Origin of the sequence: Bacillus sp. M6-12 (genome assembly GCF_002860285.1) — a bacterium.
Taxonomy (GTDB): Bacteria; Bacillota; Bacilli; order Bacillales; family DSM-1321; genus Peribacillus.
The window spans coordinates 207074-222906 of sequence record NZ_PGVF01000005.1 but is presented as its reverse complement, the minus strand read 5'-3'; the positions used below and the strand labels follow the sequence as shown (position 1 = coordinate 222906).

General features: G+C 39.7%; 14 protein-coding genes. 12 read left to right on the top strand and 2 right to left on the bottom strand.

Features of this window, described 5'->3' with window-relative positions:
- The first annotated feature begins 866 nt into the window (after nt 1-866).
- On the top strand, nt 867-1478 hold the full coding sequence (gene wrbA, locus CVD28_RS08520) for an NAD(P)H:quinone oxidoreductase (RefSeq protein ID WP_101591941.1): 612 nt from the start codon (nt 867-869) through the stop codon (nt 1476-1478).
- Nucleotides 1479-1512: 34 nt separating this feature from the next.
- Here the strand turns inward: wrbA and CVD28_RS08515 are convergent, their stop codons facing one another.
- A complete protein-coding gene (locus CVD28_RS08515; RefSeq protein ID WP_101591940.1) occupies nt 1513-2781 on the bottom strand; it encodes an ATP-binding protein in 1269 nt (422 codons plus the stop codon).
- A gap of 382 nt (nt 2782-3163) precedes the next feature.
- Between CVD28_RS08515 and purT the strand changes: the two genes are divergently transcribed.
- Complete coding sequence (purT, locus tag CVD28_RS08510) at nt 3164-4324, top strand: phosphoribosylglycinamide formyltransferase 2 (RefSeq protein ID WP_101591939.1); 1161 nt, start codon at nt 3164-3166, stop codon at nt 4322-4324.
- A 222-nt stretch (nt 4325-4546) separates the two neighbouring features.
- On the opposite strand, the gene CVD28_RS08505 is transcribed toward purT, so the two are convergent.
- Complete coding sequence (locus tag CVD28_RS08505) at nt 4547-5467, bottom strand: ketopantoate reductase family protein (protein WP_101591938.1); 921 nt, start codon at nt 5465-5467, stop codon at nt 4547-4549.
- Between the two features lie 110 nt (nt 5468-5577).
- On the opposite strand from CVD28_RS08505, the gene CVD28_RS08500 reads away from it, so the two are divergent.
- From CVD28_RS08500 to menC, 10 genes are all read left to right on the top strand, one after another.
- Nucleotides 5578-6153 carry a histidine phosphatase family protein gene (locus CVD28_RS08500; protein WP_101591937.1) on the top strand — a complete coding sequence of 192 codons (576 nt, stop codon included), beginning with the start codon at nt 5578-5580 and terminating at the stop codon, nt 6151-6153.
- Nucleotides 6154-6313: 160 nt separating this feature from the next.
- Nucleotides 6314-6928, top strand: coding sequence for a sigma-70 family RNA polymerase sigma factor (locus CVD28_RS08495; RefSeq protein WP_101591936.1), 615 nt, complete (start codon nt 6314-6316; stop codon nt 6926-6928).
- Nucleotides 6882-7907: a DUF4179 domain-containing protein gene (locus tag CVD28_RS08490; protein WP_180954076.1), complete on the top strand. Its 1026-nt coding sequence runs from the start codon at nt 6882-6884 to the stop codon at nt 7905-7907. Before CVD28_RS08495 ends, CVD28_RS08490 begins: the two co-directional genes overlap by 47 nt.
- Before the next feature lie 335 nt (nt 7908-8242).
- Nucleotides 8243-8785 carry a helix-turn-helix domain-containing protein gene (locus CVD28_RS08485; protein WP_101591934.1) on the top strand — a complete coding sequence of 181 codons (543 nt, stop codon included), beginning with the start codon at nt 8243-8245 and terminating at the stop codon, nt 8783-8785.
- A 69-nt stretch (nt 8786-8854) separates the two neighbouring features.
- A complete protein-coding gene (locus tag CVD28_RS08480; protein WP_101591933.1) occupies nt 8855-9964 on the top strand; it encodes a M24 family metallopeptidase in 1110 nt (369 codons plus the stop codon).
- Nucleotides 9965-10010: 46 nt separating this feature from the next.
- Nucleotides 10011-11615, top strand: a complete 1605-nt coding sequence (locus CVD28_RS08475) for an ABC transporter substrate-binding protein (RefSeq protein ID WP_180954074.1) — start codon at nt 10011-10013, stop codon at nt 11613-11615.
- 264 nt (nt 11616-11879) lie between these two features.
- On the top strand, nt 11880-12743 hold the full coding sequence (locus CVD28_RS08470; RefSeq protein WP_101591931.1) for a MurR/RpiR family transcriptional regulator: 864 nt from the start codon (nt 11880-11882) through the stop codon (nt 12741-12743).
- On the top strand, nt 12740-13882 hold the full coding sequence (locus CVD28_RS08465; RefSeq protein ID WP_101591930.1) for a M20 peptidase aminoacylase family protein: 1143 nt from the start codon (nt 12740-12742) through the stop codon (nt 13880-13882). Before CVD28_RS08470 ends, CVD28_RS08465 begins: the two co-directional genes overlap by 4 nt.
- The gene (locus tag CVD28_RS08460; protein WP_180954072.1) at nt 13879-14724 is read left to right on the top strand and encodes a GNAT family N-acetyltransferase; all 846 of its coding nucleotides are present in this window, start codon (nt 13879-13881) and stop codon (nt 14722-14724) included. The genes CVD28_RS08465 and CVD28_RS08460 overlap by 4 nt, the downstream gene beginning before the upstream one ends.
- Nucleotides 14721-15827: an o-succinylbenzoate synthase gene (gene menC / locus CVD28_RS08455; protein WP_101591928.1), complete on the top strand. Its 1107-nt coding sequence runs from the start codon at nt 14721-14723 to the stop codon at nt 15825-15827. Before CVD28_RS08460 ends, menC begins: the two co-directional genes overlap by 4 nt.
- The last annotated feature ends 6 nt before the right edge of the window (nt 15828-15833 follow it).

Genomic DNA, 15833 nt, shown 5'->3' with positions numbered 1-15833 from the left:
AAGCTCTTCAGCGCCGATGGTAGTTGGGGGATTCCCCCTGTGAGAGTAGGACGTCGCCAGGCAAACGAACGATCAGCTAAAAAGCTGGTCGTTTTTTATGTCTAAAAACTGGAAAGTTTTAAAGGACTTCAAGACTCAGCATGATGGAGTAAAAATAAAGAAGACAAATACCTGGATGGGGAGGAGCAAGGAGGAAAAGGAACGAAGGCTAAGAACGCCACGTCCTGTGGCATCGCCTTCATGACCTGCATCGTGCAGGCCCAGCGAATGAGAGAGGACCGGAGTGTACTCAGTACACGAGGACCGCAACGATTGAAGCTGACAAAGAGATCCGAAGCTCATCGCCGCCCCTAAAAAGGAAAGAAGACAAAGAACGCCACGTCCTGTGGCACCGCCTTCATGACCTACATCCTGTAGGCCTCATGGAAGTTAAGCTCGCGCACCCGATGGTAGTTGGAGCAAGTAAGGACCTTCTGTTAAGGGCCGCTACGTCCTGTGGCGAACGCAGAAGTCAGCACATCCTGTGCAAGTCCTGTGAGAGTAGGATATTGTCAGGCAAACGAACGATCAGCTGAAAAGCTGGTCGTTTTTTTATGTCTAAAACCGGAAGGGTTTAAAGAACTTCAAGACTCAGCATGATGGAGAAAAATAAAGAAGCCAAATACCTGGAGGGGGAGGAGCGAGGAAGACAAGGAAACGAAGGCGAAGACAGTGCTTGATAATAATATTATGTAAACATTCCAAATCGGATTTTTCACAAAAGAACTAAATCCCTCGGTATAGGTGAATACTTACCCTGTTTTCAGGGTACTAGGATGGTGTTCAGTAAAGCAGAATTAATATTTTCTTAAAAAGGAGACCAAAACATGTCAAATGTAAATCTGGCAGTAATTTATTACAGTTCTACAGGTACGAACTACAAGCTGGCAAAATGGGCGGAAGAAGGGGGTCAGGATACTGGAGCGAATGTTAAAGTGTTAAAGGTTCCAGAGCTGGCGCCGCAAACAGCAATTGATTCTAATCCGGCTTGGAAAGCTCATATGGAAGAAACAAGCGGTGTGCCTGAAGTGACACTCGATGATTTGGAATGGGCTGATGCAATAATATTCAGCGTACCGACAAGGTTCGGAAATATGCCTGCACAAATGAAGCAATTCCTGGATACGACTGGCGGCCTTTGGTTTAAAGGGAAGCTTGTGAATAAAGTAGTAAGTGCCATGACATCTGCCCAAAATTCCCATGGGGGACAGGAAGCTACCATATTGTCTTTATACACAACTTTTTATCATTGGGGAGCAATCGTAGCAGCACCCGGTTATTCAGATCAAGCAGTTTATTCAGCAGGCGGTAACCCTTACGGCACAAGTGTTTCCGTCGACCAAGACGGAAAGATGGTTGAAGATGTGCAAGCAGCTGTAAAATATCAGGCCAAGCGGACAGTAACAATTGCAGAATGGATAAAAAAAGCAAATCAATAATAAAAATAGCTGATTGGACCGTCCAATCAGCTATTTAGTCAGAATTATTATCTTTATTCACTTTTATAGCAGGAAACTTAATTATAAATTTTGTTCCATATCCGGCTTCACTTTGAACTAATATTTTCCCTTTCATTGCTTCAATTAGCTGGAATGAGATAGTTAAACCGACTCCTGTGCCTTTTTCCTTTGTTGAATAAAATGGGGTTCCCAAAGTCTTTAACTGGCTCTTTGACATGCCTTTGCCGTTATCAATGATTTCAATCAGTACATTTTCATTTTCTTCAAATACCCTGACTATCAAACAACCCTGGTTGTCCATAGCTTCAATTCCATTTTTCATGATGTTGACCAGCACTTGTTTAATCTCGTCCTTATTGCCTTTAATAAACAGTGATTCTTGTATGGTTGTTTTTATTGTTATATTTAAAATAGTTGAGTATGATGTCATAAGTTCAACTGTATTCTTCACTTCATTGGAAATATTAATAGGAATTAAGCCTTCTGTATGCGGTTTAGCCAATGAAAGATAATCATTTATAATATTATGTGCGGTATCCAATTCATTCAATGATATACTAATATAATTTCGCTGAGAGGAATTCAGATTCTTATCCTGGCTCATTAACTGGAGAAAGCCGCGGACAGAAGTCATTGGATTTCTTACCTCATGGGCCACTGATGCTGCCAGCTGGCTAATCATATTTAATTTGTCAGCTCTGGCCAGCTCTTTCCTTATTTCCATTTGCTGATTTAAATTCTCAATCAAAAAGACAACTAATATTAAGGTTACCCAGGTTACAGCAGCAAGTAAAAATATAAAAGCCAGGTCTCCAGGTTGGTTTTTCACATAAAGTGCGATAAACCTTGTTAATGCAATTACCCAAAATATTATGCTGACTATCGCCACTTTATACTTTTTTTCCATGTTTTCAAACCTTCTAGAAAAATACATAAGAATGGACGACGCTATTGAGTAATTAATCATGCAAACATAAAAAGCTTCTAGTTCAATGGTAAATTGATATAACATCATAGTTCCCAATGTCATGATACCTGGAATGGTCCCACCATAAAAAAAAGAAATAATTATAGGGATTACTCGAAAATCAAAGTCATGTCCTGGTGAAATGGTTATTGGGACAGACATTGTCAGTAGTACCATAGCCATTAGTAAAAGTGTTAATGCTGAAGTTGGTTCTTTACGCTGAATCCGGTTCTCATTAAAAAATAAATGATAGAACAGAATAGGGAACAGAACAACTAAAACATGATACAAGATTGCCCCAACACCATTTAACATAAAAGTAATCCCCCGAAAAATATTAATGAAAACTAAAATTCCTTCATTGGTAATTTACAATTCATATATACCTAATTGTACAACTACTTTTAATAAACATCATTAAAATTTCATTTTTAAAATGGGAGTTACAGTAAATATTTAGGCTTGTAGCCAGCGTCTTTTGATATTAACCAATTATTTTTCTCTTTCACCGCCGCAATAACATAATTAAGTACTTAGGAGAGACTTAAAATAACGAATAATATATTTTTCAACTTTTTTTAATTGAAAATCCTCATTTATTTTGAAAAATAATACGAAAATACGAATGATTTTTTGGTTTTTATACTGTATAATTCGTTTATATTAGTAGATTCAAAAGAATGGGGGAGAGCATCACATGTTTCAAGCGAGAAAAATTCTTTTGTTAGGTTCAGGTGAATTAGGAAAGGAAGTTATTATTGAAGCTGCACGCCTCGGGGTAGAGACAGTAGCAGTTGACCGATATCAGAATGCTCCGGCGATGCAGGTGGCAAACAGAAGCTATGTGATTGATATGCTGAATCCGCAGCAATTACGGGAAGTGATTGAGAAAGAAAAACCTGATTTAATTGTTCCTGAAATTGAAGCAATAGCAACCGCTGAACTTGTAAAGCTAGAGAGTGAAGGATACCATGTGATTCCGACTGCCCGGGCGGCAAAATTGACGATGGATCGAGAAGGCATTCGCCGGTTAGCAGCTGAAACACTTGAAATTCCAACTGCGAAATATGAATTTGCTGATAACTATGAACAATTTGTACAGGCAGCCAGCACAATTGGTTTCCCTTGTGTTGTGAAGCCACTAATGAGCTCTTCAGGCAAGGGGCAAAGTGTTTGCCGGACAGAAGCTGACATGGAAGAGTGCTGGAAAATTGCCATGGAAGGTGGAAGGGTTCAAAAAGGAAGGGTTATCGTAGAAGAATTCATTCAATTTGACTCGGAAATAACCTTGCTTACAGTCCGGGCAGTTAATGGGACAAAATTTTGTGCGCCAATTGGACACATTCAAAAGGATGGAGATTATATTGAGTCCTGGCAGCCTCATAATATGTCGGAACAACAAATAAGCGAAGCTGAAAAAATCGCTTTGACAATTACCGAGGAACTTGGCGGGTATGGGCTTTTTGGAGTGGAGCTTTTTCTTTCTAAGGATAAAGTTTATTTCAGCGAAGTTTCCCCTCGTCCGCATGACACAGGGTTAGTTACGCTTGTTACCCAGAATTTATCAGAGTTTGCACTTCATGTGAGAGCGATTTTAGGTTTCCCAATCCCGGAAATAATTCAGGTTTCACCCGGAGCAAGCCGTCCTTTGAAGGCAGAAGATGACCTCCATACTTACTCCATTAGCGGTATAGAACAAGCACTGTCCGTGCGACAAACACAGTTACGAATATTCGGGAAACCAGTTACAAAACCGGGACGGCGGGTAGCGGTTGCCTTATCTAGTGCTGAAACAACTGAAGAGGCTAGAACTAATGCTAAAAGTGCGTTAGACAGCCTTACGATTGAAACAAATTAACTCGTAAAAAAAGGGAACGGCCGTGGTGCTTTGTAAAAAATCCCACTTGACTCATTAGGCTTTTTAGCTGAGACCACTTTTGAAAGGTTGGTCTCTTTCACTTCCAGTGATACGAGCCAAAAAATACTCTTGCATTCCATAAATCAAAGAGGCATCCAACCGGATGCCTCTAAACAGTTTTCCGTATGCAGTTAAGTATTTTGAGGATGTTCAACAGTCGTCTTATTGGGACTCAAGCATACTTTCATATACTTTTAGGTTTGTATAGATTGTCTCTAAAATGGGCGCATAAATTCCTTCTTTTTCAGCGATTTCCAGCAAATACCCCTGCAGATGGTCTGCCTCCACAGAAAGCCCTTTTTCCATATCTCTTTGCATAGAGGATTTCATTTCATAGCCCATTTGATTCACTTTTTCTAATAGGCCTTCTTCTATTTGATCAGCAATTGGCGCTTTTATTTTCCGCATGATAGCGCCTTGCTCTGCAAAAAGAAGCTTTAAGGCTGTAAGGCCGCCTGCATCGCGAATGGGACCGATTGGAGCACGCATTAACGTTGTGATTCCCGACAGACCAGTAATAAACATATATTTATGCCACATTTCCTGGCTGATGTTTTCACTTAACCGGAAATTTGTTTTGGTACCACTAATTGTCTTTTGAAGTTCGAGAATCCGTTCCGTTTTTTCTCCATTCCGTTCACCAAAGACAAGCTCATGCATCGGGCTGGTTTGCATTACAATACCATTCGTATCAAGAGTTGCTTCAATAAAGCATAATCCGCCTATCACATTTTCTTCTCCAAACTCCTTAACCAGCCGGTCGACATGTGATATCCCGTTCAGCAATGGTAAGATCATTGTATGAGAATCAACGAACGGACGGACGCTTTGGATGGCACCTTCCAGGTGATAAGACTTTGTAGAAAAGAGAATCACATCAAATGGGCCGGAAGATTCTCCTTCGCTAATTACTTTTGGGATCAATTCTCCATCGCCATGTATGCTTTTAATGACCAGCCCGTGTTCTTCAAGCTGCTGCCTTCTTTTTTCCCTTACTAAAAAGGTAACGTCAACGCCTTTTTCAAGCAATCGGCCGCCAAAATATCCCCCAATGGCTCCTGCACCAACGACTAAAAATTTCAAAAAATCTCCCCCTTATATCGCTTTTCTCCTATTATAAGACATAGAGACTGCAATTAGTTATTAATTGCTCATTAATTCTGAATTTTACGTATTTTATATGGAGGTTTTTTATGCAACTCACATTCATTCGGCATGGCCAGGGAGAACACACTTTGAATATGCCTGATAGTCTCCAAACAAGAGATCCAGGATTAACAGATTTGGGAAGGAGGCAAGCAATTCGCTTGGGAGAGTTATTCCCATTAAGCTCTGAAGATGTGATGATAATAAGTCCCACCCGAAGAACTTTAGAGACTGCCCTTTTTTGGAGGGGAGAATTAGCCTGCAGACAGATCATCCACCCGTATGCGGGTCCAAGGGTGTTTCCGCTCATTGCAGGTAAATTTGGACTTCCATGTGATCAATTGCTGCCCAAACACCAGATTCTAAAGGATTTCCCAGGTTTTGAATTCGCACAAAATATTCCGGATACATACTGGCAAAAGGGAATCAATATTTTGCCCGAAGATAATTTTATAAAACTGGCTAGAGAGTTTATTGATTGGTGCAAACAATTAAACCTAAAAAAACTTTATATAGTTTCCCATGACGGAACAATTACTTCCTACAGACCATTAATAGAAGGCACTCCACTTTCCAGAGATGATTTCCCGCTTGAAACCGGAGCTTTTCAAGTAACGATATAATCATTCATTTAAAAAAACGGCTGCATGCTAACTGCCACAGAGCAGGTGTTCTGTGGCATTTTTCCATTATAAAAACTTTTTATAAAATTGTTATCCAGCTAGTGAACCTTTTCCTGCTTACTGGACAATTAAGAGTGAAAGATGATTTAGGAGGGCCTTCATGGAATCATTAATTACAGAAACTCTGCTGCAAAGGATGAAGGAGGGAGATCTCGAAGCTTTTGATGAAGTATACCAGCTAACCATTCATTCTGTTTATAAAACTGTTTATATCATGGTTCCTTATAAACAAGATGTCGATGATATTGTAAGTGAAATATACGTTCAATTATGGCGGTCCATTCATAATTACAATTTTTCTTTTCCTTTCCGGTTCTGGCTTAACGGCCTGGTGATTCGACAGGTAAAAAGGTGGAAACTGCTGGCATGGAAAAGAATCGATCTGCTTAATAAGAAAAAAACACTAGAGACGGAGCAATTTGCTGAAATTGAAGAATCGGTCTTGAATGTAGAAAGAAATCTGCAGCTCATTCAAACTGTTCGCCAAATGTCATTTAAGCTCCGGGAATTAGTAGTTTTATATTACTTTCACGATTATTCATTAAAAGAAATCAGTGAATTATTGGACATACCTATAGGTACGGTGAAATCCAGGCATCATTTGGCTTTAAAAAAGCTTAGAAACGAATATAAAACAGATGACTTTATCGGAAAGGCGGATTCTGAGAATGATGGGAAAAGAAAAACTTCAAAGCCAGCTGCAACAAGAGGCTGAGCATATTAAAGTGCCGGATTATTTACAAAGTCAAATTAGAGAACGCATAGAACAAGAATGCAGAATAGAAACCGGGAAAAATAAGATGAATAAAAATAGAAGCAAGAAAAAAGCAGCATACCTGACAAGTGCTTTTGCTGCAGCAGCATTAATTACTATCGGGAGCGGCTTTGGTTTACCGACGATGGCAGATATGCTTAGCAGAGTTCCGATAGTGGGGGCAATTTATGAAAATGTCTCAGCGGATTTTGGGCTGAAGGAAGCAAGGGAAAAAGGAATTACCCAGGGATATACTGAGGCAAAAACCGATCATGATATCGAAATGGCAATTAACGACGTCTATTATGATGGGACCAGTTTTACAATTGGGTACAATCTAATTAATAAAGGATCAGAAAAATGGACCAAAGACTTCGTTGAAATGGATATGGATATTGATGCAAAAGGGATTGATTTAGGTCAATACCAGACTAATAATCAAATGGAAAAACTTAATGAATCCACCTTCGAAGGTTTGGTTTCAGTGGACGCTGATCACTTTGAAGAAGAATTTATTATGGCGGTAGACATTAACAAAATAGATGGCCAAAAAGGGGATTGGGATTTCGATATCCCTGTAACTTCAGAATTCTTACAGGGATCCATTCACAGCTTTACTCCAGACTTTAAGACAGAAGCGATTGGTGCAGACGTAACAATTAAGGCAGTAATATTTGCTCCATCCGGTGCACAGATAATTGCCGAAACTATCAGCAGAAAAGGGACCGGCAACAATATTGGATTCAATATTAAAGGGGTTGGCGTGGCGGGTGGCGGTTCAGGAGATTTTGGCGAAAAACACGGTAAACATGGAAAGGACCATATTATCCATCGGGTAAATTTGAATCCGGTCCCTGAAGTACCTAAAGAAATAACTGTTGTGATTTATGATATGACAGATTTCGAAAATCAGGTCGAGGTTATTGTGCCATTAAAATAGGCAAAAATACGGGAGATTGAGTGAGCTTTTCTACTCAATCTCTTTTTATTATCAAGAGCATACTGTTTCCCTAAAATCGGTCAATAAAAAATCTGAGTTCTGAAAATATTACCTTACCCTCATAGATCATTTCAAAATGAAACACAAGTTATATGAGAAAACCAAGAATGAAAAATTAGATTAAAAAATTTCTAAATATTTTACATATTCAAAAAATATATTGATGCGATATCAAAAAATATGCTAATATTAAACAAATTACAGTATTACTTAAATTTTTTCACTATATTATCATTTTCAGTTAGATTTTTTTTCATATTTTTCGGAGGTTTTTTATGGATGAGGTATCAAAAAGGATTAGAGAATTAAGGATGGAAAAAAAACTTACTTTAAAGGAGTTGAGTGAAAAAACAGGATTATCTATTAGTTTTTTATCACAGGTAGAACGGGCATCTTCATCAATCGCTATTACTTCATTGAAGAAAATAGCAGATGCTGTCGAGGTGCCAATAACTAGTTTTTTCGAGGACTATGAGAATAAAAACTATTTAGTCAAATCTGAAGAGCAAAGACCGTTTCGAATAGAAGGTACAGGAGCCAAGTATACAAGACTTGGAGGTGAGTTTTCGGCGAGAGGAATTGAGCCTTTACTGGTAACTTTTTCCCAAGGCCAACCAAAAGAAAAAACAGTTAGCCATCCGGGTGAGGAATTTTACTACGTTCTTGAGGGTGTTCTTCTTTTTCAGATAGAAGGCAAGGAGTATCTGGTAAAGGCTGGGGATTCTATTCACTTTCCATCGCATATTCCACATTCGTTGGAAAATCCCCTTGAACAAGATGCAAAGGTACTATGTGTTGTTACACCCGTTATCTTTTAATGACTTCATATTATTGTTATTTATTCCAACTGACTTATTGAATCCATACATTTTAAAGGGGGATTTACCTTGGTATATCCAAAACGGATTGAAAAAGCCCAACAATTGTTAGCTGAATTAAATATTGAGGCGGTAGTTGTAACATCTCCATCCAACTTTTATTACTTTAGTGGAATTTGGCTGGATTCCCACGAACGCTTGCAGGCAATTGTCATTAAGAAAAATGGAAAACCGAATATGATTGTCCATGAAATGTCCAGGGAAGAAGTTGATTCAACAGACCTATTCCTTAAAGCTTTTTGGAAAGATGGAGAAGCGTCACTTGAGGTATTGGCTAAATCACTTCCTGAAAGTGGTACCATTTCAATTGATAATCAGTGGCCAAGCCAAAATTTACTTACGCTGATGAAACTTAATAGTAATCTCACATTTGAAGACAGCACAAATGTGATTGGCTGGTGCAGGCTGAAGAAAGACGAACTGGAAATTGAATTACTGAGAAGATCTGCTGCCGTTGCTGATGTTGTTATCCAACAGGCCATTGAATTTATTCAGCCAGGGCTTACTGAAAAGTATGTAGCAGAAGAGATTAAGCGTTTTTTTGCAGCACACAAGGTTGATGAATTATCTTTCTACCCTATTGTAGGTACAGGCCGAAACGGGGCAATCCCTCATCATTTATCCGATGAGACAGTTATTGCAGAAGGAGACATGGTGGTCATTGATATGGGAGGAATAAAAGACCATTATTGTTCTGACATGACCAGAACTATATTGGCAAGCGGGGAGCCTTCCGCAGAAATGAAAAAAGTTTATGGAATTGTAAAAAGAGCACAAGAAGAGGCGGTCAAGGCTGTAAGACCGGGTGTTCCTTTGAAAAACATTGATAATATCGCAAGGGAAATCATCAGTCAAGAAGGATACGGAGCTAATTACACACATCGAACGGGGCATGGCCTCGGCATAGAGGTGCATGAAGAACCATATGTGACTTCTAACAATGAGCAGCTTCTAGAGGAAGGTATGGTAATAAGTGTTGAACCGGGCATATATCTCGAAGGGAAATTTGGCGTGAGAATTGAGGATATTGTAGTGGTGACAGCAACAGGCAGTGAAAGGCTTAATAACGTCTCCCGTGACCTTATTACTTCTGGAAAAGGTTCTTCATTAATAGTCTAGCGCCTTAAAATAAAGTCCTAATACATAAAATAAATGAGGGAAAATCATGAAAAAAATGTTAAGTGTTGTATTTTCTTGTATGCTGGTTCTTGCTCTTATTGTAAGCGGTTGCTCCGCTTCAACTTCGTCTTCGAAGGAAGGCGGCAACAAAAATATCGCCGCCAATACGTTGATTTATGGTCGTGGAGGAGAAGCAGTTTCGCTTGATCCGGCAATTGTAATTGATGGGGAGTCCTTTATAGTAACAGAACAAATCTTCGAAAACCTTGTCCAGTACGGGAAAGACAATATGGAGATTGAGCCCGGACTTGCCAGTAAATGGGAAGTCTCTCCCGATGGATTGAAATATACCTTCCATCTACGTGAAGGGATTAAATTCCATGATGGAACAGATTTTAATGCCGAAGCTGTGGTGAAGAATTTTCAGCGCTGGGCAAAGAGTAAGGATCCTGGAAAATTTGCATACTATGCATCAATGTTCGGAGGCTTTGAAGGTGATGAAGGTCATGTAATTAAAGAAGTGAAAGCCATTGATCCTAAAACGGTGGAGATAAACCTTTTACACCCACAAGCTCCGTTTCTGAAGAATATCGCAATGAGTCCTTTTGTAATCTCGAGCCCGACAGCACTCGAAAAAGATGAAGAGGGGTTTGGAAGAAATCCTGTAGGTACAGGTCCATTTAAGTTTAAGGCCTGGAAGCCGAATGATATTATCGAACTGGAAAAAAATGAAGAATACTGGCAGAATGGCCTTCCAAAACTGGCAGGCGTAAAAATCAAAATGATAAAGGACAATTCTTCACGGTTAAATGCACTTATAAAAGGCGAAATAGATTTAATGGAAGGGTTAAACCCCAGTGATATGAACAAAGTGAAAGAGAATAAAGATCTTCAATTAATCGAACGTCCTTCCATGAATGTCGGATTCCTTGGTTTTAACGTCGAAAAAGAACCTTTTAACAAAAAAGAGGTTCGTCAGGCAATAAGCCATTTGATAAACAAAGAAGAGATCATAAAAAATTTCTTTGGAGGTACCGCTGAACCAGCGAAAAACCCTATGCCGCCATCAATCAACGGCTATAATGACGACATTCAGGATCGTGAATACAATGTTGAAAAAGCAAAAGAATTGCTGAAACAAGCGGGATTAGAGAAAGGCTTTAAAATGGATTTATGGGCTATGCCTGTAGCACGTCCATATATGCCAAACGGACAAAAGGTCGCAGAAGCCATCCAGGCCAGCCTAAAACAGGCAAACATTGACGCTAAAATTGTAACATTCGAGTGGGGTGCATACCTCGAAAAGGTTCAGGCTGGAGAGGCATCTGCCTTTATCCTAGGAGGGACAGGCGATAATGGCGACGCAGATAACTTCCTTTATACATTGCTTGATAAAGATTCAATTGGTTCAAACAATTACTCCCGCTACAACAACGAAGAAGTTCATAAATTATTAATCGAAGCACAGAGGATATCTGATGAAAATAAACGAAACGCTCTTTATAAGAAAGCACAGGAAATCATTCATGAAGATGCGCCTTGGGTTCCACTTGTACACTCAAAGCCACAATTAGCAGGATCTGTAACAGTGAAAGGTTTCTTTCCACATCCAACTGGTGTCCAATCGTTCGTGGACGTTTCATTGAACTAAATTAGAAGACTAGTGAGGGAGTATGGCGTATCATACTCTCTTTTTCTTGCTAGTAAAAGATTGTTTTCATTCTTCACATAACCTCTCACATTAAAATAGTAGGCAAAAGTCTCACTATTATAAAAAAAGTAGCGAAAATTTTCAGAATTATCGTTGAATTATTTAATTATATGTGATAATTTTATAACAATCTAATTCGAAGTCTAAACTTCATTTTATGAAAATTTATTGTTGAAACTTCATTTCCACTAAAAGGTGATTTCCATGAATCTAAAGGAACTTATACAACAGGAGTACACCAAACTCTCAAAGGGACAGCAAAAGGTAGCAAAATATTTATTGGATAACCCAAGAGAGTTTGCGGTTAAATCGGCAAGTGAAATTGGGATACAGGCCGGTGTCAGTGAAACCACTGTTATTCGTTTTTGTTACTCCATCCGGCTAACCGGCTTCTCTGAGCTTCAAAAAACAGTCCGCGAACAGCTGCTATTTAGTGAAAGCAGCCTTGGCAATTTCTTTTCAAAAAAGCTTGAATTGGCTGAGCAGCCGCATTTCTTTGCAAGTGTGATGGAGCAGGATCGACAGCACATACAGGAAACAATACATAATATTTGTGAGAAGGAATTTGAATGGGCGGTCCAGAAGCTTGCCCGGGCGGATAAAATCTATATTTCCGGCTTGCGTTCTTCCTTTTCTGCAGCCAATTGGCTCACGTTTACTCTAGGCTTAGTGCGTGGAAACGTGCAGCTATTGAGACCAGAAACAGATGATTTGCTTTCAACCTTAAGTGAAATGACGAACAAATCAACAATGATCGTTATCTCATTTCATCGATATCTAAAAGAAACGATTAAGATTGCCCAACTGGCAAAGGAGCAGGGAGTAACGGTTATCGGTATTACCGACTCTCCGCTAGCTCCGATCAGAGAGCATGCCGATATTATCTTTCAAATCTATTCATCCGAAAAGTCTACGATAGATGCAGCACCCGCACTTTTTTCATTGATAAATGCTTTTGTTGCGGGAGTTACTATCAAAGATAAAGATCGATTTGAAATGCGAAAGCAACAATATGAAAAACTGAATGCAGATTATTTTTTTGTAGACGATGGGGGAATAGCAGAGTGAAAGATTACATCAAAACGCTAAAGCCGACAATTGACTCAGTATTTGAGCATTTACATCATAATCCGGAGGTAAGCTGGCAGGAATATAAAACGACTGAATATCTTCAGCAATTATTAATGGAAAGAGGGTTTTCGGTGCAAACCTTTGAAGATTGTACCGGAATGGTAGTGGAGGCAGGGGAAGGTGACTTTTGCGTCGCATTGCGGACGGATATGGATGCTCTTTGGCAAGAAGTAGATGGCACATTCCAGGCAAACCATTCATGCGGACACGATGCTCATATGACAATGGCAGTCGGGGCCATGCTTTTGCTGCAACAGCTGAATGCCTTAAGTAAAGGTAAATTTAAATTCATTTTTCAGCCGGCAGAAGAAAAGGGTACTGGCGCACTAAAAATGATTGAAAAACAAGTTGTAGATGATGTAGATTTCCTGTATGGTGTCCATCTAAGGCCCATTCAGGAATTGCGGGACGGTGAAGCAATTCCTGCTATACTTCATGGCGCTGCAAAGTTTCTGACTGGGGAGATCATTGGCGAAGATGCCCACGGAGCCCGGCCGCACTTGGGCCAAAATGCGATTGAAATTGGTGCGTCACTTATCAATGAAATGAAAAATATCCACTTGGATCCAATGGTTCCCTATACAGCTAAAGTAACCAAATTTCATGCCGGCGGGGAATCGGGAAACCTTATTCCAGGAAAAGCCTCTTTTAGCATTGATTTAAGGGCGCAGACCAATGTTGTAATGAACGAGCTTACTGAAAAAACCACCAAAATAGCTGATTCGCTGGCCAAGCTTTATGGCGTTGAAATTACTTTGGAAACAGTAGCGAGCGTTGCTGCAGCGGAAGCCAACCAAGAAGCTATTCAATTTATGAAAAAAGCGATTGTTGATTCAATAGGGGAACAGCACCTTAAAGCGCCTGTCGTCACCTCAGGCGGAGAAGATTTTCATTTCTATACTTTGAAAAGACCTCATATAAAAGCAACCATGCTGGGATTAGGATGCGATTTACAGCCAGGGCTGCACCATCCAAAAATGTCGTTTAATCAAGAACGCATATACTCAGGAATAGAAATTCTGGCAAAAACTGTACTAAACACATTTGAGGCTTATGAAAAGGGAGAGTTATCATGAGTTCAGAAATAGAGACAAGAGTCTTAACTACCAATAAAGAGATGCAGCAGGTCCAAAGGCTAGAGAAGGAAGTATGGAATATGGACGCGCTGCCTCTTCATCAAACGATTACAGCTGCACAAAATGGAGGACTAATATTAGGTGCTTTTATTGGGGATGAACTGATTGGTTTTAGCTATGGCTTTGCAGGCTTTAATAAAGGGAAAAGCTATTTATGTTCTCATATGCTGGGTATTCATCCTCACCATCAGGACAAAGGTATAGGGGCTAGGCTAAAGCAGGAGCAAATGGAAATTGCCCGCGAGATGGGTTATGACCTTATAGTATGGACCTATGACCCGCTTGAATCCCGTAATGGCTACCTCAATTTATCAAAATTACATGCAATTTGTTCAACTTATGTGGAAGATTGCTACGGTGAAATGGAAGACAGCTTTAATAGCGGGCTTCCAACAGACCGTTTTAAAGTGGAATGGTGGATTAACAGTCCGCATGTGATGGAGCGGCATTCCATAGAGGATATTAGTCTTGAATCCTCTTTTCGATGGGAAATGACAGAGGATAAGCACCCTAAATTAATAAATGTAGAGGAAACGCTTGAAAACATCACATTTCCGGAATCGGTAGTGATTCCGGTACCAGCCTGTTTTCAGAAGTTGAAAAGTGAGAATAATGAACTTGCCATCGATTGGCGGTTTAAAACAAGACAAATCTTTCAAACTTTATTTTCTAACGGATATGCTGTTGCTTCACTAAGTAAAAGTGAAAATCAGCTTGTACATCACTACGTGCTGGTGCCCAAAAAAACTTTACAGCTCAATGATAAGGCGGAGGAACTATGAAAATTAAAGAGGTTACCTTAAGGCAATTAAAAATGAAAATGATATTCCCATTTACCACTAGCTTTGGAACATTCCAGGATAAAGAGTTTCTGGTTCTTGAGGCAAAGGATGAAGAGGGAAACAGCGGTTGGGGAGAATCAGTAGCCTTCCATTCGCCTTGGTATAACGAAGAAACGGTTAAAACGAATTGGCATATGCTTGAGGACTTTCTAATCCCGCAAATCTTAAATAAAGAAATACATCATCCTGATGAAGTTTCTGAAATCTTCTCATACATACGGAAAAACAATATGGCAAAGTCCACGATCGAAGGGGCTGTCTGGGATTTGTACGCAAAACAACAAGGCATTCCCCTTGCAGCTGCCATTGGAGGCGAGAAGAAAGAGATTGATGTCGGCATAAGCATTGGAATCCAAAAAAGCGTGGAAGACCTTCTACAATTGATTGATGAATACGTCAAAGAAGGTTATAAGCGGATGAAGGTTAAGATAAAGCCTGGCTGGGATGTGGATGTTATGCGAGAGGTCCGTAAAAAATTTCCGAACATACAGCTAATGGCTGATGCTAATTCAGCTTATCGATTAACCGATATCGGAAGGCTAAAAGAGCTTGATGAATTCGATTTGATGATGATTGAGCAGCCGCTTTCTTCCGATGATATCGTCGATCATGCCCAGCTTCAAAAGCAGATCTCCACTCCTGTTTGTTTAGATGAAAGTATTCATTCATACGAAGATGCGCGCAAAGCAATTGAATTGGGAAGCTGCAAGATTATCAATATAAAAATTGGCCGTGTTGGAGGAATGACGGAAGCAAAACGGATTCACGATCTTTGCCAGCAGCACAATATCCCAGTCTGGTGCGGAGGCATGCTTGAATCAGGAATCGGAAGGGCCCATAATATCGCATTAACAACATTACCGAACTTTATCATGCCAGGTGATACTGCTGCTTCTTCCCGCTATTGGGAACGGGATATCATTGATCCGGAAGTTACCGTAACAGATGGAATGATTACAGTACCTGAAAAACCAGGAATCGGATATGAACCTAACCTGGAGACCATTAAACAATTTACCACTTTCGAAAAAACATATTCTTAATAAAAA

Coding starts and splice junctions, on each gene's coding strand:
- wrbA (WP_101591941.1), top strand. CDS start 867: ATGTCAAATGTAAATCTGGCAGTAATTTATTACAGTTCTACAGGTACG.
- CVD28_RS08500 (WP_101591937.1), top strand. CDS start 5,578: ATGCAACTCACATTCATTCGGCATGGCCAGGGAGAACACACTTTGAAT.
- CVD28_RS08490 (WP_180954076.1), top strand. CDS start 6,882: ATGATGGGAAAAGAAAAACTTCAAAGCCAGCTGCAACAAGAGGCTGAG.
- CVD28_RS08470 (WP_101591931.1), top strand. CDS start 11,880: ATGAATCTAAAGGAACTTATACAACAGGAGTACACCAAACTCTCAAAG.
- purT (WP_101591939.1), top strand. CDS start 3,164: ATGTTTCAAGCGAGAAAAATTCTTTTGTTAGGTTCAGGTGAATTAGGA.
- CVD28_RS08475 (WP_180954074.1), top strand. CDS start 10,011: ATGAAAAAAATGTTAAGTGTTGTATTTTCTTGTATGCTGGTTCTTGCT.
- CVD28_RS08485 (WP_101591934.1), top strand. CDS start 8,243: ATGGATGAGGTATCAAAAAGGATTAGAGAATTAAGGATGGAAAAAAAA.
- CVD28_RS08515 (WP_101591940.1), bottom strand. CDS start 2,781: ATGTTAAATGGTGTTGGGGCAATCTTGTATCATGTTTTAGTTGTTCTG.
- menC (WP_101591928.1), top strand. CDS start 14,721: ATGAAAATTAAAGAGGTTACCTTAAGGCAATTAAAAATGAAAATGATA.
- CVD28_RS08460 (WP_180954072.1), top strand. CDS start 13,879: ATGAGTTCAGAAATAGAGACAAGAGTCTTAACTACCAATAAAGAGATG.
- CVD28_RS08495 (WP_101591936.1), top strand. CDS start 6,314: ATGGAATCATTAATTACAGAAACTCTGCTGCAAAGGATGAAGGAGGGA.